Origin of the sequence: Gilliamella mensalis (assembly GCF_900103085.1) — a bacterium.
In the GTDB taxonomy this organism is placed as follows: Bacteria; Pseudomonadota; Gammaproteobacteria; order Enterobacterales; family Orbaceae; genus Gilliamella; species Gilliamella mensalis.
The window spans coordinates 25,435-50,109 of record NZ_FMWR01000005.1 but is presented as its reverse complement, the minus strand read 5'-3'; the positions used below and the strand labels follow the sequence as shown (position 1 = coordinate 50,109).

The following is a 24,675-nucleotide window of genomic DNA, read 5'->3' as shown; positions in this document are numbered from 1 at the left end:
CGTAAGTAGAATCATTATAATTAGATAATATGTTTATTTTAAACAATTGCGTAAAGATTTAGTTTGTTTGCCAAAATCGGTAAAATACTGTGGGTTGCAAATTAACCATATTAATAGTGTCAATAAATTATACAATTAAGTTTTTTGTAAAGTATTTAGTCTTTTTAATTTAATATTTTACTTAATGTATTATATTGATGTGGTGTAAGCGGTATCGGATTCACATAAAATAATAACAAAAATAACACAAATAAAATAATGAATGCTGTATACAAATATTTAGTTAAGAACCATTATTCATCATTGTTAAAATAATCACTTATCAATAATAAGATTCTACCTACAGTTAATTAAGATTAATCAAGAGTGTAGAATAATGAAAAGAATGCTAATCAACGCAACTCAGCAAGAAGAGCTGAGGGTTGCGCTTGTTGATGGTCAGCGCTTATATGATTTAGATATCGAAAGCCTTGGTCATGAACAAAAGAAAGCCAATATTTATAAAGGTAAAATTACTAAAATCAATCCAAGTTTAGAGGCTGCGTTTGTCTCTTATGGTGGCGAACGTGATGGATTTTTACCTTTAAAAGAGATTGCTGAAAGCTATTTCCCATCTAATATTAGTGGTCGTCGTAGTATTAAACATCTACAAGAAGGACAAGAAGTCCTTATTCAAATTGAAAAAGAGATTCGTGGCAAAAAAGGTGCAGCTTTAACGACCTACATTAGCTTAGCTGGTAGTTATTTAGTCTTGATGCCTAATGATCCTCGTGCTGGTGGTGTTTCGCGTCGTATAGAGGGTGAAGAACGAGCCGATCTTAAACGTATTATTGATGCTATCGAAAAACCTAAAGGTATGGGTGTGATAGCTAGAACAGCAGGGGTTGGTAAAAGCCAAGAAGAGTTACAACAAGATTTAGACGCTTTAGTTAACTATTGGACTGCCATTCAAAATGAGGCAAAAAAACATCCTGCTCCAAGTTTAATTCATAAAGAAAGCGATATTATTACACGAGCATTCCGTGATTATTTACGTGATGATGTCGGTGATATTTTAATTGATAATCCTAAAGTACTTGATATGGCTAAAAAACGATTAGCTGATTTAGGACGTGTTGAGTACGTTAGTCGTTTAAAATTTTATGATGGGGATGTGCCATTATTTAATCATTTCCAAATTGAGGGTCAGATTGAATCAGCATTCCAGCGTGAAGTTCGCTTACCTTCTGGCGGTTCAATTGTCATTGATACTACTGAAGCGTTGACTGCAATCGATATTAACTCAGCTAAATCAATTCGTGGTAGTGATATTGAAGAAACTGCATTTAATACTAATCTTGAGGCAGCGGAAGAAATTGCGCGCCAACTACGCTTACGTGACTTAGGTGGTTTGATTGTTATCGATTTTATTGATATGACACCAGTTCGTAATCAGCGTGAGGTAGAAAATCGCCTTAAAGATGCAATGAAGACTGACCGTGCGCGTATCCAAACGACCCGTATTTCTCGTTTTGGTTTGCTCGAAATGTCTCGTCAACGTTTAAGCCCTTCATTACGTGAAGCCACTCATCATATTTGTCCACGTTGTCAAGGAACAGGCACCGTTCGTGATAATAACTCATTGTCTTTATCGATCCTTCGATTAATTCAAGAAGAAGCGATGAAAGATAATACTGTACAAATCGATGTCATCGTACCGGTACCTATAGCGAGCTATTTACTCAACGAAAAACGTCGCGCTATCACTTATATTGAAAGCATGCACCCTGATGTCAAAATTGTGATTGCTGGCGATGAAGAGATGGAAACACCACTGTATAAAGTGATTCGTAAGCGTAGAGGCGAAGAAACAGACGTACTAAGTTATAATCTTCCGAAACTGATTCGTGAACTTGAAGAAGAGGAAGATGAACAACAAGCAGTGGAAGTTATTGTTGAACAAGCCGTATTGTCAGGTCCTAAAGTTGAAGCATGTGTAGCATCAAAAGAAAAGGCGGCACCAAAAACTAAAAAATCAGGCAGTTTGTTTAGTGGATTGTTTGGTAAGCTACGTAAATTATTTGTTACAGAAAAAGCTGAACCTCAGCCAGAGGTAAAACCCAAAGCGGTCAAAAGACGAGATAATCAACGTTCAAACAATCGACGTCAACGCAATAACAGAAACAATAATTTAGCAAATAATACTAACATTGTTGCAGCAGGCTCTACAGAGGAGATGAAAGAGTCGAATCGAAATAATAATCGTCGAGCCAAACAAAATAATAATTCAAATACTAATTTGTCAAACTCAGAAAATAGTCTTAAGACAGATAGAGTTGCGGGTGAGGCTACACAATCAAAACAACGTGAAGTTAAACCAAGACGCCAACAACGAGTTTTAACTAAAAGTGTTCGTGTTAGAAATACTGATATTACGATACAGACTGAACAAGAAAGAGTCATTATTCCTTCTTTATTATTACCAGTTATTGTATCTGAACCATCTAAAGACAATATTATCTCGGAATCTCAACCGAAGCGTCAGCGCCGTACGTCAAGACATTTACGAATGAATGGTCAACGTAATAAACGCCGTGTTCGTAATGTAGAACTAAAACAGTCGCCAATGCCGTTACCATTTGCTGCTGCATCATTAGAATTAGCATTAGGTCGAGTTACTGTTGATTACAGTCAAATAACGAATGATGAACCAAATATTGTGGTACCTGTCATCCCTTCACTTTTACTTCCTGTCATTGTTAAAAATGAAGAGCACCTAAATGATGTTGCTACTGTTGATGAGGTATCAACAAGTTCGGCATTAATCGATGTTCAAGAAAATGTTAAAGATAGTGAGCAAAATAGTCATGATGTTGATTTAGTCATTAATGGTTCACAATCAATCGGTTATTCTTCTTCCGCAATGACTAAAGCACCCGCGCCAGAATATGTGACTTCTGTTATTGGAATAAAATCACGTGAAGAGTCAGATTATCGTTTTGAAGGTAAAGGTAATGCCGGTGGTTTAAGCGCTCAAGATCATGCTTATGCTGCAGCAAGTAAACCAGTGATACACGATTAACCGATAATATACTAAAACAACGGTGATATATATCACCGTTGTTTTATCAAATCGTACCTGCGATAAAGATATACAATGATTATCTATATTTTAAAAAAAATAGTGAGGTTTATATTTATTATCTGTGTTCTCGCTCAGATAAGCTTTTGTCTTGTGTATTTTTCGCCTCATTCAATGCTGGGGGAGCCTAGTTTTATTGATGCCTATAGTGCTTTTTTTCAACAATTGTTACAAGGAAAATTTATTCTAATATCAGGGGAAAAAGTACATTTTTTTCATACTCTTTCTGCCACATTTGAACTTTGTCTTTTAGCTTTACTTGTTACATTACTCATTGGGTTACCTTTAGGGATCTTTCTTGGACTGAGTAACGTTTATTGGTTAAATAACATAATTCGCTTAGGGTGTTTATTGCTTTATTCATGTCCATTAGTTTTACTTGTTGTTGTTATTATGTTTTTAATATCGCCTTCATGGTCAGTATCGTTGAATTTTTATTTATTTCCAGCTAAAACAAGTATATCTATGTTAGACATCTTGCTTTCTTCAAGCGATGATAAGATGACTCTATTGATGGAGCAGTTTCACTATTTACTTTTACCTATGCTTATTTTGGCCATTCAACCAAGTATTATGACTATTCAATTAGTGAGCCAATCAGTAAAAAATACCTCTTATCAAAACTTTATAAAAATGGCAATTATTCGAGAAAGGTCTTTTTTGAAAATTTTACGTCGGCATTTATTACCTAATTCTATTCCTGCAACGATTCCACAGTTAACGTATAATACAACGACACTGTTGTTTTCTACCATGGTTATAGAAATTTTATATAATCGAGAAGGACTTGGGCAGTGGGTGATGATTGCGTATCACCATCATAATTATTTTATCATTTCGATTGCAATTCTTGCCTGTGGTACAGTAATAAGCTTGTTGACACTATTGGGTGATATTACCGCCATTGCTATTTATCCATTGCGTCATAAGGTAAACTATGTCTAGGATAGCTAAGGTAATCAGCATTGCAACAAGATACTTGCATAAGTTGCATAGTAACCTTTATTTGCTGGTTGGTTTTTATGGAATTTTGGTAATTGCGTCTGTGTTATTGTCAACCAAATGGTTTTTCCACGCACATATAGATCCCGTATATGCAATAAGTTTACCGCCTGCATGGTGGGTAAATGGCGATGTAAATCATATATTGGGTACCAATGCAAAGGGACAAGATATTTTTAATTTTCTGTTAATTGGTTATCGTTCAACTATGTCAATGACATTTAAAACTGTATTTTATGTGATTGTTATTGGTGGATTGATTAACTACTTAATGTTTTTTATTCCATTGTTGCGCACTTTTGTTCTTTTACTCTTTCGGTTTTGTATGGTTATTCCCCCTTTATTGGGTGTGATAGTGATTAGTTTAGTGCTAGGAGATAACATAACAAATATGTTACTTGTCATTGGTTTATCTTATACCCCTGGTTTTATCTACAATATTCACCAACGTGCTATTAATGAATGGAATAAGATTTACATTAAGGCTTATCGGTTAGATGGGTTATCTCCTTTCTCAATTTTTAATCATTATATTCTTCCTAATATTTTGCCAGTTTATTTGACTGAAATTGTTTCGTTATTTAGTTCAATTATTTTAGCGATTACCACTATAACCTTTTTGGGGTTTGCTAATGATGTATCACGACCAGATTTAGGCATGATGATGTTTCAAATGAAAGATATCATCGCCACCAATTATTTAGCCTTTTTATCTCCGGGCATTGCGGTTTCTGCTACAATTATTTTGGTTTATTTATTCAACTTTGGATTATATGGCCGGCGAGCTGGAACTTAATTATGGCATTATTGGATGTTCGAAATTTAACCATTGAGTTTATTACACCTGATGGACTTTTGCGCGCAATTGATCGCGTTAATTTGAAGTTGTCGGAAGGTGAAATTCGAGGCTTGGTTGGTGAATCAGGTTCAGGAAAAAGCCTTATTGCTAAAGCTATTTTAGGGGTCACTAATCATAACTGGAAAATTTCTGCTGATCGATTTCATTTTGATAATATTGATTTATTAAAGTTAACACCTAAACAGCGTCGAAAAGTTATTAGCGCCAATATCTCAATGATATTTCAGGAACCTCAGTCTTGTTTAGATCCTTCTATGAAAGTAGGCCAACAGTTAATTGATGCAATACCAACAAGAACATTTAAAGGTCATTGGTGGCAACGATTATTTTGGCGTAAACATCGAGCAATCGAGTTATTGCATCGGGTAGGAATTAAGAACCATAAGGAAATTTTAAAATCTTATTCGTTTGAATTGACCGAAGGTGAATGTCAAAAAGTGATGATAGCCATTGCCTTGGCTAATCAGCCAAAGCTACTTATTGCAGATGAACCGACAAATGCGATGGAAGCAACCACCGAAGCCCAAATTTTCAGGCTGCTTGCTAGTATGAATCAAAACATGGGAACCACTATTTTGCTTATCAGCCATGATCTGCAAATGGTAACAAGATGGACTGATCGTATCAATGTACTGTATTGTGGGCAAACTGTTGAAGTTGCGGATAGTAAAGATTTAATTAAATCGCCTTATCATCCTTATACTCAGGCACTGATTTATGCAATTCCTGATTTTGGTAAGGCAATGCCACATAAAAGTCCATTAAATACTTTACCTGGTGTGATTCCATCATTAGAACATTTACCGATTGGTTGTCGATTAGGCCCTCGTTGTCCTTATGCCCAAAAGCAGTGTATTTGGGCACCGGAATTGATACCGATAAAAGATCATTTCGTAGCCTGCCATTTTCCGTTAAATACTGATGAGTAGCTGTCAATAATAGGAATATTCGATGAATCCAATATTAAAAGTACGAAACTTATCTAAGCAATTTAAAGTCCCTAAAGGTTTCTTGGGGCATTTACGTGTTGATGCGGTGAAAACATTATCGTTTTCTCTTAATGAAGGTAAAACCCTGGCAATTATTGGACAAAATGGCTCAGGAAAATCGACATTGGCAAAAATGTTAGTCGGCATGATAAAACCAGATAGTGGTGATATCTGGATTGATGGTAATAAAGTTCAATACGGCGATTATAGTCATCGTTGCCAACTGATTCGCATGATCTTTCAGCATGTTGAAAGTTCATTTGATCCTAGATTACGTATCGGACAATTATTAGAAATCCCTCTTAAGCATAATACCAATTATGATGCCCATGAGCGTGAAAAGCTAATTAGTAGTGTATTAAAACAAGTAGGATTATTGCCCGAGCATGCCTCTTATTATCCTACAGTGATGGCGGCTGGACAAAAGCAACGAGTGGCATTAGCAAGAGCTTTAATTTTAAAACCCAAGGTCATTATTCTTGATGAAGCTTTAGCTGCATTAGATATTTCGATGCGCTCACAGATTGTTAATTTGATGCTGTCATTGCAAGTTCAACAAAATATTTCTTATGTTTATGTAACACAAGATATTGGGATGATGAAACATATTAGTGATGAAATTTTAGTTATGCATAATGGTGAATTGGTTGAATATGGTAATACTGCTGAAGTATTGGCGTCACCGTTAAGCGATATTACCAAAAAATTAATAAATAGTTACTTTGGTGAAGCGCTCACTGCAGATACTTGGCGTACGGATACCAGAGCTTTTTAATCCATTCCCATTTTAACAGAAGACTATGGTGATAATGATCCGTATTGCCAATACGCATTAATAATATACCAGACAATTAGCTATTAACATGATTTTTTAACATATCGTGTCTATTATTGCCTCAATAAAATATCTCGACAAATAATCTAAAACGCACTATATTTAGCTGTATAGATTTCTAGACGTCTATTTGCGTTTAAATAATTTATCATTTTAGGAGCGTTGTTATGCCTATTTGTATTCCTGACTCATTACCCGCGGTTGATGTGCTACGTAATGAAAATGTATTTGTTATGACTTCATCACGTGCTAATACTCAAGAAATTCGTCCACTTAAGCTTCTTTTTCTAAACCTAATGCCTAAAAAAATAGAGACTGAAAATCAATTTTTACGTTTACTTTCTAATTCATCTTTACAAATTGATATTCAGCTATTGCGTATTGATCAACGTGAGTCAAAAAATACACCTGTCGAACATTTAAACAGTTTTTATTGTGATTTTGATGACATTCGTGAACAGAATTTTGATGGGCTAATTATAACCGGTGCACCACTAGGTAAGGTCGCTTTTTCTGATGTTGTGTATTGGCCTAAATTAACTGAAATTATCAAATGGGCAAAAGAGCATGTTACTTCAACCATGTTTGTTTGTTGGGCGGTGCAAGCGGCATTAAATGTATTATATGATTTACCTAAATTTACTCGTACACATAAGTTATCGGGTGTTTATCAGCATCAAATTGTTCAACCTAATGCAATTTTAACGCGAGGCTTTGATGATACCTTTTTAGCGCCACATTCGCGTTATGCCGATTTTCCAATTGATAAAATTATAAATTACACGGATTTGTCTATTTTAGCCAAATCTGACACTACAGGACCTTATTTAATGGCCAGCCCGGATAAACGTATGGCTTTTGTGACAGGTCATCCCGAATATGATTCATTTACATTAGCCAATGAATATTTTCGTGATTTAAAGGCAGGTATAAATCCAAATATCCCTTATAATTATTTTCCTGATAATAATCCCGATGCTGAGCCAAAAGCAACGTGGCGTAGCCATGCTTATCTGTTATTTAGTAATTGGCTTAACTATTACGTTTATCAATTAACACCATATGATTTGACTACTCGTAATTTGACCATTGATGATTAATTTATCCAATGCTCTTTTTTCTATCTCACTATTGTAGAATATAATAAGTCTAGCGGATAACTTAATAGCCAATAGTAACATGGGTGCTAATATTAGTATGATGTAAAGTTGAACAATTCTGACAAGCTTGATAAATAGGATTTTTAAATACCAACCAATAATGGTTGAAAAAATTGCAATAATTTATGACAGATTATCAGAATATCTTTTTAGTCCAGAGCATTAAACTTGTAACCAAAATGTCACTGGACCATCATTAACCAATGACACTTGCATGTCGGCGGCAAATTGACCCGTTCGAGTGGTTATTTTTTGTTGACACTGCTTGACAAAAAACTGATAAAGCCTATTTGCTTCATCAGGTTTAGCACCTTTGGTAAAACTTGGACGCATTCCTTTTTTGGTATCGGCAGCTAGAGTGAATTGAGAAACAACTAATACTTCGCCGTTAGCTTGGCTAACATTTAGATTCATTTTTCCGTCATTATCACTGAAAATACGATAGCCTAATACCTTCTCACATAAACGAATTGCTTTTTGCTTGTCATCGTCTTGCTCAACACCGAGTAAAATCAGCAACCCCTGATTAATCTGTCCAATAATGTGATTGTCTACAGTAACGCTAGCTTGCTTTACTCGTTGAATTAAGGCGATCATAAATTAATTACTCCGGTAAAGAGGGATTATTCATAACAGTTTTTTTGTCGATTATAGTCAGTTAAGGTGGCAGCAAATTCGGCTCCGAATAAAACAATACACCAAGACAAATAGATCCAAACTAACATAATAGGAATAGAAGATACTACTCCGTAAATGAGTTGATAGGTTGGAAACGAAGTTACATACAGTGCAAACGCGCGTTTACCTAATTCAAATAATACTGCAGCGACAAGTGCACCAATCATCGATTCTTTAAAAGGTACAGATTCGGTAGGAATAATGCTATAGAGTAACCAAAATCCAACCACAGAAATAAAAAAGGGCAAACAATTAAGTAGGGTATTGTCAGTTGCTGCTGTCGATAGCCATTTGAGCGAAAAGATATAAGAACTAACTGCCACACTAGATCCAACTAAAATAGGACCTAAGGTTAGTATTGTCCAATACATGGTTAGATTATACATGAATGAACGTTTGCGTTTGGTCTTCCAGATATGATTAAGCGTGGTATTAATTGAGTTGATTAATAATAAAGAAGTCACAATCAAACCTATGATTCCAACAAGGGTCATTTTTTTTGTATTGGAAATGAATTGTTCTAGATAATTTTGGATGGTGTCGCTTGCTGTAGGAACAAGATTATTATAAATCAATTGTTTTAATGAATGACTAACTTCATCAAACATTGGAAAAGCAGACAATAAAGAAAAAATAACGGTAATAAGCGGTACTAGCGCAAGTATCGTTGTATAAGCAAGCCCAGCAGAAGAGGTGGTCAGACGATCTTGGTCAATACGTGTCCATAACATTTTCGTAAAAAGTTGTATTTGCTTAAGTGTTTCCATTGTCTTTTTTCTAGTTAGAAATAACACAATTATTAATCCCATTACTATTTAATGAGTTTAATACCTTATTTGCTTCTTGTTTACTGACATATGGCCCTACTGTGACTCGATATAATGGACCTGAAGATATATTGCCGCTAAAACCGGTCATCGCAAGCTGAGCTTTTAGTGTATCAGCATTGGATTTATCTTTAAATGCGCCACATTGTAATAGCCATTTAGTGATAGTTGGTGCTACATTTACTGGCTGATTTTTCGTCGCTGTATTTTCTTGCGAGGAAGGGGTAGTAGCACGAGTATTATTGACAAAACTATCTAAGATTTGTTGTCTTTCCCTCGCAATTGAATTTGATGTTGAACCATGACTTGCATTAGGCGTTTCTAATTCTTTTAGATATGTCCAACGTTCTTGGGGTTGCTTAGGTAGCGTTAACACTGGTGGTTGAGTTTTTGCTTTTGGGAAATCAATGTTCTTTTCAGGAGCATTGTTCGCAACAAAGTAGAGAATAGCAGAAAATAGAATTATGATAATAATAGCCAAAAATATCATTATATTAGGCTTGTTTCGTGACTTATTTTTTTTGGATTGGCTCTTTTTCCTAACATAATCACGCTGAACCACGATAGACTCTCTTCTATTTTCTTAACACTGCAATATAACGAGTATATAAAAAAAGTGGTTTACACCACTTTTTGTCATTTTTCTTTAACTATGATAGTTAACAAATAAATGCATTAAGCCAACGCTTTAATTTGTTTAATTAAATTCGCTTTATGACGTGCAGCTTTATTTTTGTGAATTAAGCCACGAGCCGCTTGACGGTCAACAACTGCTTGCATGTCTTTGAATGCTACTTCAGCTGTTTGTTTATCACCAGCTGCAACAGCTGCGTAAACTTTTTTAATATAAGTACGCATCATTGAACGGTTGCTAGCATTATGTTTACGGCGTTTTTCGGATTGAACCGCACGTTTCTTAGCTGATTTGATATTAGCCAAAGTCAACTCCCAAGTTTAGATAAAAATTAGATATTAATAAGGTCGCAGAATATGCCTGATTTTCTTTCTATTGTCAATGCCGCTGCATAAAAAAATATGATTGGAAATTTTTATTTTTGTGATAAGTGTTTACTATTTAACCATTAATGTCTGTAACCTAAAAGTAATTTTTATGTTAGAATAGCGATAGTTTTATTTTATTTTATTTTACAAGAGGAAGTGTCATGTCTATTATTAGAATGCAAGATCTTGATCTAAAAGGAAAACGTTTGTTCATCCGTTCAGATCTTAATGTACCTGTCAAAAATGGTAAGGTAACTTCCGATGCACGTATTAAAGCATCACTACCTACTATTGAAGAAGCAATCAAAAAAGGTGCCAAAGTGATGGTTACTTCTCATATTGGACGCCCAACAGAAGGGGAGTATAACCAAGAGTTTTCTTTGCAACCTGTTGTTGATTACTTAAAAGAACATGTGTCATTCCCTGTTCGTTTAGTAAAGGATTATTTAGATGGTGTTGACGTTAAAGAGGGTGAATTAGTTGTTCTTGAAAACGTCCGTTTTAATGTTGGTGAAGGTAAAGATGATGAAACTTTATCTAAAAAATATGCCGCGCTTTGTGATATTTATGTGATGGATGCGTTTGGTACGGCTCACCGTGCTCAAGCTTCAACTCACGGTGCAGGTAAATTTGCGCCAGTTGCTTGTGCAGGTCCATTATTAGCAGCTGAACTTGATGCTTTAGGTAAAGCGCTAGATAATCCAGCAAGACCAATGGTGGCTATTGTTGCTGGCTCTAAAGTATCAACAAAATTAACCGTACTTGATTCTTTATCGAAAATCGCTGATCAAATTATTGTCGGTGGTGGTATTGCTAATACCTTTATTGCTGCTGAAGGTTATAATGTAGGCAAATCACTTTACGAAGCAGATCTTATTCCTGAAGCTAAAAAATTAATGGCGAACTGTGAAATCCCTGTCCCAACTGATGTGCGTGTTGCAACTGAATTTAGCGAAACAGCTACTGCAACTGAAAAGTCAGTTCAAGATGTTAAAGAAAATGAACAAATTCTTGATTTAGGCGATAAATCAGCAGAGGTATTGGCTGATATCATTAAAAATGCTAAAACCATTTTGTGGAATGGTCCAGTAGGTGTTTTTGAATTTGCTAATTTCCGTCGTGGTACTGAAATTGTTGCCAACGCAATCGCTGATAGTGATGGTTTTTCCATCGCAGGTGGTGGCGATACATTAGCTGCAATTGATTTATTTGGTATTGAAAATAAAATCTCTTATATTTCAACTGGTGGCGGCGCTTTCCTTGAGTTTGTTGAAGGTAAAAAACTACCTGCTGTTGCAATGTTAGAAGAAAGAGCAAAAGCATAGAATTTAAATACAGTAAAAGGATGAGTCAATTACTTATCCTTTAATTTTTACAAATAAATTTATAGGTAATAAAATGGTTACTAAGATTTCTGATGTTGTTAAATCTGGTGTTGTTACTGGTGATGATGTTCAAAAAGTATTTCAAATCGCTCGTGAAAATAACTTTGCATTACCGGCTGTAAATTGTGTTGATACAAATACAATCAATGCGGTTATTGAAACTGCTGCTAAGGTTGGGTCGCCAGTCATTGTTCAATTTTCAAATGGTGGTGCTCAGTTTATTGCAGGTAAAGGCCTGAAATTAGAAGGTCAAGAATGTGCTGTTTTGGGTGCAATTTCTGGGGCAAAACATGTTCATCTTATGGCTGAAAAATATGGTGTTCCTGTTATTGTTCATACTGATCATTGTGCAAAAAAATTACTTCCATGGGTTGATGGATTACTTGATGCAGGTGAAACGCATTTTGCTAAAACTGGTAAGCCATTATTTTCTTCTCATATGATTGATCTTTCTGAAGAGTCACTCAAAGATAATATCGATATTTGCTGTCAATATCTTGCTCGTATGTCGGCAATGAAAATGACATTAGAGTTAGAGTTAGGATGTACTGGCGGTGAGGAAGATGGTGTTGACAACAGTCATATGGATAGCTCAGCACTTTACACTCAGCCAGAAGATGTGGCTTATGCTTATGAGCGTTTAAGCGCTATTAGCCCTCGTTTTACTATTGCGGCATCATTTGGTAATGTTCATGGTGTTTATAAACCAGGTAATGTTAAATTAACGCCAAAAATCCTAGATAATTCACAAAAATATGTATCTGAGAAGTTTGGTTTACCTGCAAAATCATTAAACTTTGTATTCCATGGCGGTTCAGGTTCAACACCAGAAGAAATAGCAGAAGCAGTCAGTTATGGTGTAATTAAAATGAACATTGACACAGATACTCAATGGGCAAATTGGTCTGGTATTTTAGATTATTACAAAGCAAATGAGGCATATCTACAAGGCCAATTAGGTAATCCTGAAGGTGCTGATGCTCCGAATAAAAAATACTACGATCCGCGTGTATGGCTGCGCAAAGGTCAAGATTCTTTAGTTGCTCGTTTAGAACTTGCATTTAAAGAGCTTAACGCCGTTAATGTGCTTTAATTTTATTATTGTTTAAGTTAAAAGCAAGGCGTTAGCCTTGCTGTTGATTTATATGCTTTTAAATAAATCTTGCATTTTTATTTGAGTTATAGGATAATCCTGCCCTCATTTAACTTAGGGGAGCTGTCTATTTATTAATAGTTATTATTAATAGAGGCGTTTGCACCCGAGCAAAGGAAACTAAAAAATGGCAAAAAAAGTACAAGCTTACATCAAGTTGCAAGTTGCAGCTGGTGCAGCAAATCCTAGTCCACCTGTTGGTCCAGCACTTGGTCAACACGGTGTTAATATCATGGAATTTTGTAAAGCGTTTAATGCAAAAACAGAAAGCATGGAAAAAGGCTTACCGATTCCTGTTGTAATTACAGTATATTCTGACCGTTCATTTACATTCGTAACTAAAACACCTCCAGCAGCAGTTTTATTAAAGAAAGCAGCTAAAATCAAGTCTGGTTCAGGCGAACCTAACAAGAAAAAAGTTGGTAAAGTAACGAGTGCACAAATTCGCGAAATCGCTGAATTAAAAGCTGCAGATATGAATGGTGCTACCATTGAAACGATGATGCGTTCTATTGAAGGAACAGCACGTTCAATGGGTTTGGAAGTGGAGGGTTAATCAATGGCTAAATTATCTAAGAAAGCTAAACTTATCCGCGAAAAAGTAAATGCGACTAAGCAATATGAAATTAATGAAGCTATTGCTTTATTAAAAGAACTTGCTACCGCTAAATTTACAGAAAGTGTTGATGTTGCCGTTAATTTAGGTATTGATTCACGTAAATCAGACCAAAATGTTCGTGGCGCAATCGTGCTTCCACACGGTACTGGACGTAGCGTACGTGTTGCTGTATTTACTCAAGGAGCAAATGCAGAAGCCGCTAAAGAAGCTGGTGCTGAATTAGTGGGTATGGAAGATCTTGCTGATCAAATCAAAAAAGGCGAAATGGATTTTGATGTTGTTATTGCATCACCTGACGCTATGCGTGTTGTTGGTCAATTAGGTCAAATTTTAGGACCGCGTGGTTTAATGCCAAACCCTAAAGTTGGAACTGTAACCCCTAACGTTGCTGAAGCTGTAAAAAATGCTAAAGCTGGTCAAATTCGTTACCGTAATGATAAAAATGGTATTATCCATACTACTATCGGTAAAGCTGATTTTGATGCAGATAAACTTAAAGAGAATTTAGAAGCATTACTTGTTGCGTTAAAACGTGCAAAACCAGCATCTTCTAAAGGTGTCTTTGTTAAGAAAGTAAGTCTTTCAACTACAATGGGCGCTGGTGTTGCAATTGATCAAGCAACATTAAATGCAACTGTTTAATTATTTTATAGTTAAACAAAAAAAATCGGTTGGTGTCTGGCCTTAACCAGACCCCGTCCAAGACCGTAGGTGTAGTTGAAATTTGACTACTTAATTTTCCTACGTAGACGGTGACAGAACCTGATAAGATATATATAGAAGGATTCTGCTCATCGTGGTTGTGCTAGTTACATTTGTAGCTAGTTAAAATTAGTCTAGGCTTTTGCCTAGTATAATCCAGGAGCAATACCAATGGCACTAAATCTTCAAAATAAACAAGAAATTGTTGCTGAAGTTAATGAAATCGCCAAAGGTGCGCTATCTGCAGTTGTTGCTGATTCTCGTGGCGTAACTGTAGAAAAAATGACTGCATTACGTAAATCTGCTCGTGAAGCGGGTGTTTATATGCGTGTTGTTCGTAATACGCTATTACGCCGCATTGTTGAGGGTACTCAATACGAGTGTTTAAAAGATACGTTTGTAGGTCCAACTCTAATTGCATTTTCAAATGAGCACCCAGGTGCTGCAGCACGTCTTTTTAAGGCGTTTGCGAAAGAAAATGACAAATTTGAGATTAAAGCCGCAGCCTTTGAAGGTGAGTTAATTACTGCAGCGAACATTGATCGCTTAGCAACATTACCTACTTATGAAGAAGCATTAGCTCGCTTGATGTCAACCATGAAAGAAGCCGCAGCTGGCAAATTGGTTCGCACTCTTGCAGCGGTTCGTGATCAAAAAGAAGCTGCTTAATTGTCAGTTTGATTATGAATATTATCAATTAAAAAAATGTAAATTTAGGAAACTATATTATGTCTATCACTAAAGAACAAATTTTAGATGCAGTTGCTGAAATGTCTGTTATGGACGTTGTTGAACTTGTATCAATGATGGAAGAAAAATTTGGCGTTTCTGCAGCGGCAGCGGTTGCAGTTGCAGCAGCAGGTCCAGCAGAAGCAGCAGAAGAAAAAACTGAATTTGATGTAATCTTAAAAGATGTTGGTGCTAATAAAGTGGCTGTTATCAAAGCAGTTCGTGGTGCAACAGGTTTAGGCTTAAAAGAAGCTAAAGATCTTGTTGAATCAGCTCCAGCAACAGTTAAAGAAGGTGTTAGCAAAGCTGATGCTGAAGAACTTAAAAAGGCACTTGAAGAATCTGGTGCAGTTGTCGAACTTAAATAAGTTTATCGATAATACGATAAATGGCTGGGGGTTTTATACCTCCAGCCTTTTTGCGCTATAATAAGTAAAAGAATTTTATTTGAAGATTATCAATAAAAAGTAATAAAGAAATAGTATATTTATTAAACCTAATCAATTGATATTTATAGATATTTTCGATGAGGTGTCAGGTGCATCAGTTAGCGATAGTACGCCTGATGAATATTTAATCATGCTATAATAGCAGATAAGCAAGTTGAGGAACTAATGGTTTACTCTTATACCGAGAAAAAACGAATTCGTAAGAATTTTGGTAAGCGTCCACAAGTCTTGGATATACCGTATCTTCTTTCTATTCAACTTGATTCGTTCCAGAAATTTATTGAACAAGATCCAGAAGGACAATATGGCTTAGAAGCTGCATTCCGTTCAATATTTCCAATAAAAAGTTATAGTGGTAATGCTGAGTTACAATATGTGAGCTTTAAAATGGGCGAACCTGTGTTTGATGTTAAAGAATGTCAAATTAGAGGGATCACTTACTCAGCACCATTGCGCGTAAAATTACGTTTAGTTATTTATGATAAAGATGCGCCAGAAGGAACAGTTAAAGATATTAAAGAGCAAGACGTCTACATGGGCGAAATACCTTTAATGACAGACAATGGTACATTTGTGATCAACGGTACAGAACGTGTAATCGTATCACAATTACATCGTAGTCCAGGTGTGTTCTTTGATAGTGATAAAGGTAAAACACACTCTTCTGGTAAAGTTTTATATAATGCTCGGATTATTCCTTATCGTGGCTCTTGGCTTGATTTTGAATTTGATCCAAAAGATAATCTTTTTGCTCGTATTGACCGTCGTCGTAAACTTCCTGCAACAATTATTTTGCGTGCGTTAGGTTATGAAACAGAAGAAATTTTAGATATCTTCTTTGAAAAGACTATTTTTGAAGTTGGTAAATCTAAATTAAAAATGGATCTTGTTCCTGAGCGTTTACGTGGTGATACAGCACTATTTGATATTGAATCAAAAGGTAAAGTTTATGCTGAAAAAGGCCGACGTATTACAGCTCGTCACATTCGTGAATTAGAAAAAGATAAAGTTAGCAAAATTGATGTACCAGTTGAATATATTGTTAATAAAGTTCTTGCTAAAAATTATGTTGACGAAGCAACAGGCGAGGTAGTTGCGTTTGCCAATACACCGATCTCATTAGAACTATTACTTCAATTAACCAATGCTGGACATAGAAAAATAGAAACATTATTTACTAATGATCTAGATCATGGTGCATTTATTTCAGAAACATTAAATGTTGATTCAACGCGTGATCGACTAGGTGCGTTAGTTGAAATTTATCGTATGATGCGTCCGGGCGAGCCACCAACGAAAGAAGCAGCTGAAGGATTATTTGATAATTTATTCTTCTCTGACGAACGTTATGATTTATCTGCTGTTGGTCGAATGAAGTTCAACCGTTCGTTAGGGCGTGATGACATTGAAGGCGAAAGCGTTTTAACGAAAGATGATATCGTTGAGGTAATGAAGAAATTAATCGCTATTCGTAACGGTCACGGTGAAGTCGATGATATCGATCATTTAGGTAATCGCCGTATTCGTAGTGTTGGCGAAATGGCAGAAAACCAATTCCGTATTGGTTTAGTTCGTGTTGAGCGAGCAGTGAAAGAGCGCTTATCTTTAGGTGATCTTGATTCACTAATGCCACAAGATATGATTAATGCTAAACCAATTTCAGCAGCGATTCGTGAATTTTTTGGCTCAAGCCAGCTATCTCAATTTATGGACCAAAACAATCCATTATCTGAAATTACGCATAAACGTCGTATTTCAGCATTAGGTCCAGGTGGTTTAACGCGTGAACGAGCGGGATTTGAAGTACGTGACGTACATCCAACGCATTACGGTCGTGTATGTCCAATTGAAACGCCTGAAGGTCCAAACATTGGTTTAATTAACTCATTAGCGGTTTATGCTCGTACCAATGAGTATGGATTTTTGGAAACACCATATCGTCGAGTAATTGATGGTATTGTAACTGACGAAATTAATTATTTATCAGCAATTGATGAAAGTGAATTTGTGATTGCTCAGGCAAACTCAAACCTTGATGAAGATGGGCGTTTTAAAGAAGACTTAGTGACTTGTCGCTTAAACGGTGAGTCAGGCTTATATAGCCCAGAGCAAGTTCATTATATGGACGTATCAACCCAACAAATCGTATCAGTTGGTGCATCATTAATTCCATTCCTTGAACATGATGATGCGAACCGTGCCTTAATGGGTGCGAACATGCAACGTCAGGCAGTACCAACGTTGAAAGCGGAAAAACCGTTTGTTGGAACCGGGATGGAACGTGCTGTTGCGGTTGACTCAGGTGTAACAGCCGTTGCTCGCCGTGGTGGTACAGTTCAATATGTTGATGCATCACGTATAGTGGTTAATGTTAACGCTGATGAAATATATGCCGGTGAAACAGGTATTGATATTTATAATTTAACTAAATATACCCGTTCTAACCAAAACACATGTATCAATCAAATTCCATGTGTAGAATTAGGCGAAAAAGTTGAACGTGGCGATGTGCTTGCCGATGGTCCATCAACAGACTTAGGTGAGTTAGCATTAGGTCAAAACATGCGAGTGGCTTTCATGCCATGGAATGGTTATAACTTTGAGGATTCTATTTTAGTTTCTGAAAAAGTGGTACAAGACGACCGTTTTACATCAATTCATATTCAAGAATTATCTTGTATTTCTCGTGATACAAAGTTAGGCGCAGAAGAGATTACCGCTGATATTCCAAATGTGGGTGAAGCTGCACTATCTAAACTTGATGAATCAGGTATCGTTTATATCGGTGCTGAAGTCCAAGGTGGCGATATTTTGGTCGGTAAAGTGACACCTAAAGGTGAAACACAATTAACGCCAGAAGAAAAATTACTGCGTGCAATTTTTGGTGAAAAAGCCTCTGATGTTAAAGATACTTCATTGCGCGTGCCTAATGGTGTTTCAGGTACAGTTATTGATGTTCAAGTGTTTACTCGTGATGGCGTACAAAAAGATAAACGTGCGCTTGAAATCGAAGAGATGCAACTTAAACAGGCAAGAAAAGATTTAACTGAAGAACTTAAAATCTTAGAGGCTGCATTATTTGCTCGTATTCGTGATGTACTAATTTCAGGTGGAATCAGCGCTGATAAATTAGATGCTTTACCACGTGAAAAATGGTTAACAATCGGTATTGCAAATGAAGATAAACAAGCTCAATTAGAACAACTTGCTGAACAGCACGAAGAGATCAAAGCTGAATTTAATAAAAAACTTGAAGCTAAACGTATGAAGATCACGCAAGGTGATGATTTACAACCAGGTGTGCTCAAAATAGTGAAAGTTTACTTAGCGGTTAAACGTCAAATTCAGCCTGGTGATAAGATGGCTGGTCGTCATGGTAACAAAGGGGTTATCTCTAAAATTAACCCAATTGAAGATATGCCATATGATGATAAAGGTCGTCCGGTCGATATCGTATTAAATCCACTAGGTGTTCCATCTCGTATGAATATTGGACAGATCCTAGAAACTCACTTGGGTATGGCTGCTAAAGGTATTGGTCAGAAGATTGATGCGATGTTAAAAGAACAGCAAGAGTTAGCTAAATTACGTGAGTTTATTCAAAAAGCCTATGATCTTGGCTTAGGGGCTGCACAAAAAGTTAATGTAGCAGAATTTACTGATCAAGAAGTCATGAATTTAGCACAAAACTTGCGTAATGGTATGCCACTAGCAACACCTGTGTTTGATGGTGCCAAAGAGCAAGAAATTAAAGCCTTACTAGAGCTGGGTGATTTGCCGACTTCTGGTCAAATTACGTTGTATGACGGTCGTACAGGTGAACAATTTGAACGTCCAGTTACTGTAGGTTATATGTACATGCTTAAATTGAATCACTTAGTTGATGACAAAATGCATGCCCGCTCTACTGGTTCATACAGTCTGGTTACTCAACAACCATTGGGTGGTAAAGCTCAATTTGGTGGTCAACGTTTTGGTGAGATGGAAGTATGGGCACTTGAAGCATATGGTGCAGCTTATACTTTACAAGAAATGTTAACCGTTAAATCAGATGACGTAAACGGCCGTACTAAGATGTATAAAAATATTGTAGATGGTGATCATCGTATGGAGCCTGCGATTCCAGAATCATTTAATGTACTATTAAAAGAGATCCGTTCGCTAGGCATTAATATCGAGTTAGATGAAGAGTAATTTTTGCTAACTTAAATGATTTCTATTTATAGGGATAACTTATTAGCAATAATAAGTTATCTAATTGGTTTAACTCCATAGGAGTCAATTGTGAAAGACTTACTAAAGTTTCTAAAAGCACAAACAAAAACAGAAGATTTTGATGCTATCAAGATAGGGCTTGCTTCTCCTGATATGATTCGTTCATGGTCTTTTGGTGAAGTTAAAAAACCTGAAACAATCAATTATCGTACGTTCAAACCTGAGCGTGACGGATTGTTTTGTGCGCGTATTTTTGGACCAGTAAAAGATTATGAATGTTTATGTGGAAAATATAAACGTTTAAAACACCGTGGTGTGATTTGTGAAAAATGTGGAGTTGAAGTAACTCAAGCTAAAGTACGTCGTGAACGTATGGGGCACATTGAACTTGCATCACCAACTGCCCATATCTGGTTTTTAAAATCATTACCATCTCGTATCGGTTTATTACTTGATATGCCACTTCGTGATATTGAACGAGTGCTTTATTTTGAATCATTTATGGTTCTTGATGGTGGTATGACTAATCTTGAGCGTGGTCAGATTTTAACTGAAGAACAATATTTAGATGCGTTAGAAGAGTTTGGTGACGAATTTGATGCTCGCATGGGGGCAGAAGCTATCCAAGAGTTATTACGTAATATTGATGTGCAAGCGGAATGTGAAGCACTACGTGATGAACTATCAACCACTAATTCTGAAACTAAGCGTAAAAAACTGACCAAACGAATTAAGATTATTGAAGCATTTATTCAATCAGAAAACAAACCTGAATGGATGATTCTAAACGTATTACCTGTGTTGCCACCAGATTTACGCCCATTAGTGCCACTTGATGGCGGACGTTTTGCAACATCAGATCTCAATGATCTTTATCGTCGAGTTATTAACCGTAATAACCGTTTAAAACGTTTATTAGACTTGGCTGCGCCGGATATCATTGTACGTAATGAAAAACGTATGTTACAAGAATCGGTCGATGCATTATTAGATAATGGTCGTCGTGGTCGTGCAATTACAGGTTCAAACAAACGTCCATTGAAGTCACTTGCTGATATGATTAAAGGTAAGCAAGGTCGTTTCCGTCAAAACTTATTAGGTAAACGTGTTGACTATTCTGGTCGTTCTGTAATTACTGTAGGTCCATACTTACATTTGCATCAGTGTGGTTTACCGAAGAAGATGGCCCTTGAATTATTCAAACCATTTATTTACGGTAAATTAGAACGTCGCGGTTATGCAACAACCATTAAAGCAGCGAAGAAAATGGTTGAGCGTGAAGATGCAATTGTATGGGATATCTTAGATGAAGTTATTCGTGAACATCCAGTATTACTAAACCGTGCACCAACATTACATAGATTAGGTATTCAAGCATTTGAGCCGATTCTAATTGAAGGTAAAGCAATTCAATTACATCCATTAGTTTGTGCGGCATTTAATGCTGACTTCGATGGTGACCAAATGGCGGTTCACGTTCCATTAACGTTAGAAGCACAATTAGAAGCACGTGCGTTAATGATGTCAACTAACAATATTCTTTCACCGGCAAGTGGTGAGCCTATCATCGTTCCTTCACAGGACGTGGTTTTAGGTCTTTACTATATGACTCGTGATAAAGTCAATGCCAAAGGTGAAGGCATGATATTAACCGGTCCTAAAGAAGCTGAAAAGCTATATCGTTTAGGTCTAGTTGAATTACATGCTAAGGTTAAAGTCCGTATTACTGAAAGCCAACGTAATAGTGTAGGTGAGTGGGAAGATACCACCTCGGTGGTTGATACAACAGTTGGTCGTGCAATTTTATGGTTAATTATGCCAAAAGGGATGAGCTTCTCTGTTATCAATCAACCTTTGGGTAAAAAAGCGATCTCTAAAATTTTAAATATCTGTTATCGCCAGTTAGGCATGAAAGATACAGTTATTTTAGCTGACCAAATCATGTACACTGGATTTGCTTATGCGGCGCGTTCAGGTGTATCAGTTGGTATTGATGATATGGAAATTCCGGCGAAGAAATCACAAATCATCAACGAAGCTGAAATCGAAGTTGCTGAAATTCAAGAGCAATTCCAATCTGGTTTAGTAACTGCAGGTGAACGTTATAACAAAGTTATCGATATTTGGGCTGCTGCGAATGAACGCGTTGCTAAAGCGATGATGGATAACTTATCAACTGAAAAAGTAATTAACCGTGAAGGTGAAGAAGAAGTTCAATCTTCTTTCAATAGTATTTACATGATGGCCGACTCTGGTGCGCGTGGTTCTGCAGCACAGATTCGTCAGCTTGCTGGTATGCGTGGTTTGATGGCAAAACCAGATGGTTCGATTATTGAAACGCCTATCACTGCAAACTTCCGTGAAGGCTTAAACGTACTTCAGTACTTTATCTCTACGCATGGTGCGCGTAAAGGTCTTGCTGATACCGCATTAAAAACAGCGAACTCAGGTTACTTAACTCGACGTTTAGTTGATGTGGCACAAGATTTAGTGGTCATTGAAGATGACTGTGGCACCTTAGAAGGCGTGGTAATGACACCTGTTATTGAAGGCGGTGATGTTAAAGAGCCACTTCGTGAACGAGTATTAGGTCGAGTTACGGCTGAAGATGTATTAAAACCAGGTAGTGCGGATATCTTAATCCCACGTAACACATTACTTGATGAAAGTAAATGTGACTTACTTGAAGCGGAATCTGTTGATAGCGTTAAAGTGCGCTCAGTGGTTTCGTGTGATACTGATTTTGGTGTGTGTGCAAAATGTTATGGTCGTGACTTAGCACGTGGTCACTTGGTCAATAAAGGTGAAGCAATCGGTGTTATTGCGGCGCAATCAATCGGTGAGCCAGGTACACAGTTAACCATGCGTACGTTCCATATTGGTGGTGCGGCATCGCGAGCGGCAGCTGAATCAAGTGTTCAAGTTAAAAACAAAGGTAGTATTAAATTAACTAATGCTAAATTTGTAACTAACCCAGATAAGAAACTAGTAATTACTTCGCGTAATGCTGAATTAACCATTATTGATGACTTAGGTCGAATGAAAGAAACCTATAAAGTGCCTTATGGTTCGATTTTAAGTAAAGGTAATGGTGTTGCGGTTGATGCGGGTGAAACAGTGGCTAACTGGGATCCACATACTATGCCAGTTATCTCTGAAACTAGAGGTTTTGTCCGTTTTGTGGATATGGTTGATGGTCAAACAATTACGCGTCAAACCGATGAATTAACAGGTTTATCATCTATTGCGATACTAGATGTAGCAGAACGTACTGGTGTTGGTAAAGATTTACGTCCAGCCATCAAAATTGTTGATGCTAAAGGTGATGATATCTATCTTGCTGGTACAGAAATGCTTGCGCAATACTTTTTACCTGGTAAAGCATTAGTACAGTTGGAAGATGGTGCTGAAATCAATATTGGTGATACACTTGCTCGTATTCCACAAGCATCTGTAGGTACTAAAGATATCACCGGTGGTTTACCGCGTGTTGCTGACTTATTTGAAGCACGTAAACCAAAAGAACCAGCTATCTTGGCTGAAATTGATGGTATCATTTCATTCGGTAAAGAAACAAAAGGTAAACGTCGCTTAATTATCACGCCATTAGATGGTAGTGAACCATATGAAGAGATGATTCCAAAATGGCGTCAACTTAACGTATTTGAAGGCGAACAAGTTGGCCGTGGTGATGTGATTTCTGATGGTCCTGAATCTGCGCATGATATTTTACGTCTACGTGGCGTTAATGCGGTAACACGTTATATTGTTAACGAAGTTCAAGAAGTTTATCGTCTACAAGGTGTAAAAATTAATGATAAACACATTGAAGTTATCGTACGCCAAATGTTACGTAAAGCAACGGTTATTCATCCAGGTGGCTCTCGTCTACTTGAAGGTGAACAACTTGAAGTTTCACGCTTGAAGATTATCAACCGTGAACTTGAAGCGCAAAATAAAGAACCAATTGTTTACTTACACGATTTACTTGGTATTACTAAAGCATCACTAACAACTGAATCATTTATTTCTGCCGCTTCGTTCCAAGAAACGACTCGCGTTTTAACCGAAGCTGCGGTGGCGGGTAAAAATGACGAATTACGTGGCTTAAAAGAAAACGTAATTGTTGGTCGATTAATTCCAGCAGGTACGGGGTATGCTTACCATAAAGAACGTTTACGTAAACGCGCAATGCCATCAACTGATGAGATTCAAACAACAATTTCAGCAGAAGAAGCAACCGCTAATTTAGCTGAATTGTTAAACTCTGCTGAAGAGAATCAATAGTCTCATTCGGTTTAATTTACAAATAGCACGCCATGCGTGCTATTTTTTTATGTCATGTTATAAAACTATAAAAGGAGATTGGTATGTACATTGTAATGAACCGTTTTAAAATTAAACGGGGTAGCGAAGATACATTTATTGAAATATGGCGAAATCGTGATAGCCATCTGAAAGAAATGAAAGGGTTTAACCGTTTTTACTTTTTACAAGGAAAAACAGAAGAAAATTATACACTATTTTCTTCATTTACTGAGTGGCAATCTAAAGCTGATTTTGAAGCTTGGGTTAATTCTGAACACTTTAAGCATACCCACCGTAATACGAATAACCGACCAAATAACAGTGATATTTATTTTGAGTCGGCACAATTAGAATGTTTTGACGTTATATTATAATAAATTCAGATATCAAGTTTGACATAAATGCAAAAAAGCTAATTTAGCTATTTATCATTTATTCAGTCAGTCCAACTAAGTTTTGTGAGCAATAATAAATTGATTTGGACACCGATATGACAATAACAAAGGTGCCTAAAATCTAGCAGTAAATGTCGGATTTATTATATAAATAGTTGATTTTATTTTAAAATGCCAAAATAAAAACTCCAATAAAATCAATGCCTTTTCTGACTAATTTCTAGTTAATAAAATATAGCCAAGCACA

The 24,675-nt window shown here is 36.5% G+C and carries 19 protein-coding genes; 15 read left to right on the top strand and 4 right to left on the bottom strand.

Annotation, left to right across the window (positions count from 1 at the left end; genetic code table 11):
• Positions 1-376: 376 nt before the first annotated feature.
• The 6 genes from rne to metA all read left to right on the top strand — a co-directional run bounded on the left by rne (position 377) and on the right by metA (position 7,906).
• Positions 377-3,061: a ribonuclease E gene (gene rne / locus BQ5209_RS02700; protein ID WP_085247037.1), complete on the top strand. Its 2,685-nt coding sequence runs from the start codon at positions 377-379 to the stop codon at positions 3,059-3,061.
• A gap of 153 nt (positions 3,062-3,214) precedes the next feature.
• Entirely contained in the window at positions 3,215-4,066 is an 852-nt protein-coding gene (locus BQ5209_RS02695; protein ID WP_167370299.1) for an ABC transporter permease subunit, read from the top strand.
• Complete coding sequence (locus tag BQ5209_RS02690; protein WP_085247035.1) at positions 4,059-4,919, top strand: ABC transporter permease subunit; 861 nt, start codon at positions 4,059-4,061, stop codon at positions 4,917-4,919. The genes BQ5209_RS02695 and BQ5209_RS02690 overlap by 8 nt, the downstream gene beginning before the upstream one ends.
• A 2-nt stretch (positions 4,920-4,921) precedes the next feature.
• Positions 4,922-5,911, top strand: a complete 990-nt coding sequence (locus tag BQ5209_RS02685; protein ID WP_085247034.1) for a peptide ABC transporter ATP-binding protein — start codon at positions 4,922-4,924, stop codon at positions 5,909-5,911.
• Positions 5,912-5,933: 22 nt separating this feature from the next.
• Positions 5,934-6,746 (top strand): peptide ABC transporter ATP-binding protein, encoded by an 813-nt coding sequence (locus tag BQ5209_RS02680; RefSeq protein WP_085247033.1) that lies wholly within the window; start codon positions 5,934-5,936, stop codon positions 6,744-6,746.
• A 227-nt stretch (positions 6,747-6,973) separates the two neighbouring features.
• Positions 6,974-7,906 (top strand): homoserine O-acetyltransferase MetA, encoded by a 933-nt coding sequence (metA, locus tag BQ5209_RS02675; RefSeq protein ID WP_085247032.1) that lies wholly within the window; start codon positions 6,974-6,976, stop codon positions 7,904-7,906.
• Positions 7,907-8,128: 222 nt separating this feature from the next.
• On the opposite strand, the gene dtd is transcribed toward metA, so the two are convergent.
• The 4 genes from dtd to rpsT form a co-directional block, all read right to left on the bottom strand.
• Positions 8,129-8,563, bottom strand: coding sequence for a D-aminoacyl-tRNA deacylase (dtd, locus tag BQ5209_RS02670; RefSeq protein ID WP_085247031.1), 435 nt, complete (start codon positions 8,561-8,563; stop codon positions 8,129-8,131).
• 26 nt (positions 8,564-8,589) lie between these two features.
• The gene (locus tag BQ5209_RS02665; protein ID WP_085247030.1) at positions 8,590-9,411 is read right to left on the bottom strand and encodes a virulence factor BrkB family protein; all 822 of its coding nucleotides are present in this window, start codon (positions 9,409-9,411) and stop codon (positions 8,590-8,592) included.
• A 10-nt stretch (positions 9,412-9,421) separates the two neighbouring features.
• On the bottom strand, positions 9,422-9,961 hold the full coding sequence (locus tag BQ5209_RS02660) for an SPOR domain-containing protein (protein WP_085247029.1): 540 nt from the start codon (positions 9,959-9,961) through the stop codon (positions 9,422-9,424).
• A gap of 185 nt (positions 9,962-10,146) precedes the next feature.
• A complete protein-coding gene (gene rpsT, locus BQ5209_RS02655) occupies positions 10,147-10,410 on the bottom strand; it encodes a 30S ribosomal protein S20 (RefSeq protein WP_025316521.1) in 264 nt (87 codons plus the stop codon).
• 224 nt (positions 10,411-10,634) lie between these two features.
• Here rpsT and pgk point away from each other — a divergent pair, with 224 nt between their 5' ends.
• The 9 genes from pgk to BQ5209_RS02610 all read left to right on the top strand — a co-directional run bounded on the left by pgk (position 10,635) and on the right by BQ5209_RS02610 (position 24,407).
• On the top strand, positions 10,635-11,798 hold the full coding sequence (gene pgk / locus BQ5209_RS02650; RefSeq protein WP_085247028.1) for a phosphoglycerate kinase: 1,164 nt from the start codon (positions 10,635-10,637) through the stop codon (positions 11,796-11,798).
• Positions 11,799-11,871: 73 nt separating this feature from the next.
• Entirely contained in the window at positions 11,872-12,951 is a 1,080-nt protein-coding gene (gene fbaA, locus BQ5209_RS02645) for a class II fructose-bisphosphate aldolase (protein ID WP_085247027.1), read from the top strand.
• 187 nt (positions 12,952-13,138) lie between these two features.
• The gene (rplK, locus tag BQ5209_RS02640; protein WP_034884321.1) at positions 13,139-13,567 is read left to right on the top strand and encodes a 50S ribosomal protein L11; all 429 of its coding nucleotides are present in this window, start codon (positions 13,139-13,141) and stop codon (positions 13,565-13,567) included.
• A gap of 3 nt (positions 13,568-13,570) precedes the next feature.
• Positions 13,571-14,272 (top strand): 50S ribosomal protein L1, encoded by a 702-nt coding sequence (gene rplA / locus BQ5209_RS02635; RefSeq protein WP_085247026.1) that lies wholly within the window; start codon positions 13,571-13,573, stop codon positions 14,270-14,272.
• 231 nt (positions 14,273-14,503) lie between these two features.
• On the top strand, positions 14,504-15,001 hold the full coding sequence (gene rplJ / locus BQ5209_RS02630) for a 50S ribosomal protein L10 (RefSeq protein ID WP_065638973.1): 498 nt from the start codon (positions 14,504-14,506) through the stop codon (positions 14,999-15,001).
• A 59-nt stretch (positions 15,002-15,060) separates the two neighbouring features.
• The gene (rplL, locus tag BQ5209_RS02625) at positions 15,061-15,429 is read left to right on the top strand and encodes a 50S ribosomal protein L7/L12 (RefSeq protein WP_085247025.1); all 369 of its coding nucleotides are present in this window, start codon (positions 15,061-15,063) and stop codon (positions 15,427-15,429) included.
• Positions 15,430-15,675: 246 nt separating this feature from the next.
• Positions 15,676-19,704: a DNA-directed RNA polymerase subunit beta gene (rpoB, locus tag BQ5209_RS02620; RefSeq protein ID WP_085247024.1), complete on the top strand. Its 4,029-nt coding sequence runs from the start codon at positions 15,676-15,678 to the stop codon at positions 19,702-19,704.
• A 90-nt stretch (positions 19,705-19,794) separates the two neighbouring features.
• Complete coding sequence (gene rpoC, locus BQ5209_RS02615; RefSeq protein ID WP_085247023.1) at positions 19,795-24,012, top strand: DNA-directed RNA polymerase subunit beta'; 4,218 nt, start codon at positions 19,795-19,797, stop codon at positions 24,010-24,012.
• 83 nt (positions 24,013-24,095) lie between these two features.
• Entirely contained in the window at positions 24,096-24,407 is a 312-nt protein-coding gene (locus BQ5209_RS02610; RefSeq protein ID WP_085247022.1) for an antibiotic biosynthesis monooxygenase family protein, read from the top strand.
• Positions 24,408-24,675: the final 268 nt, after the last annotated feature.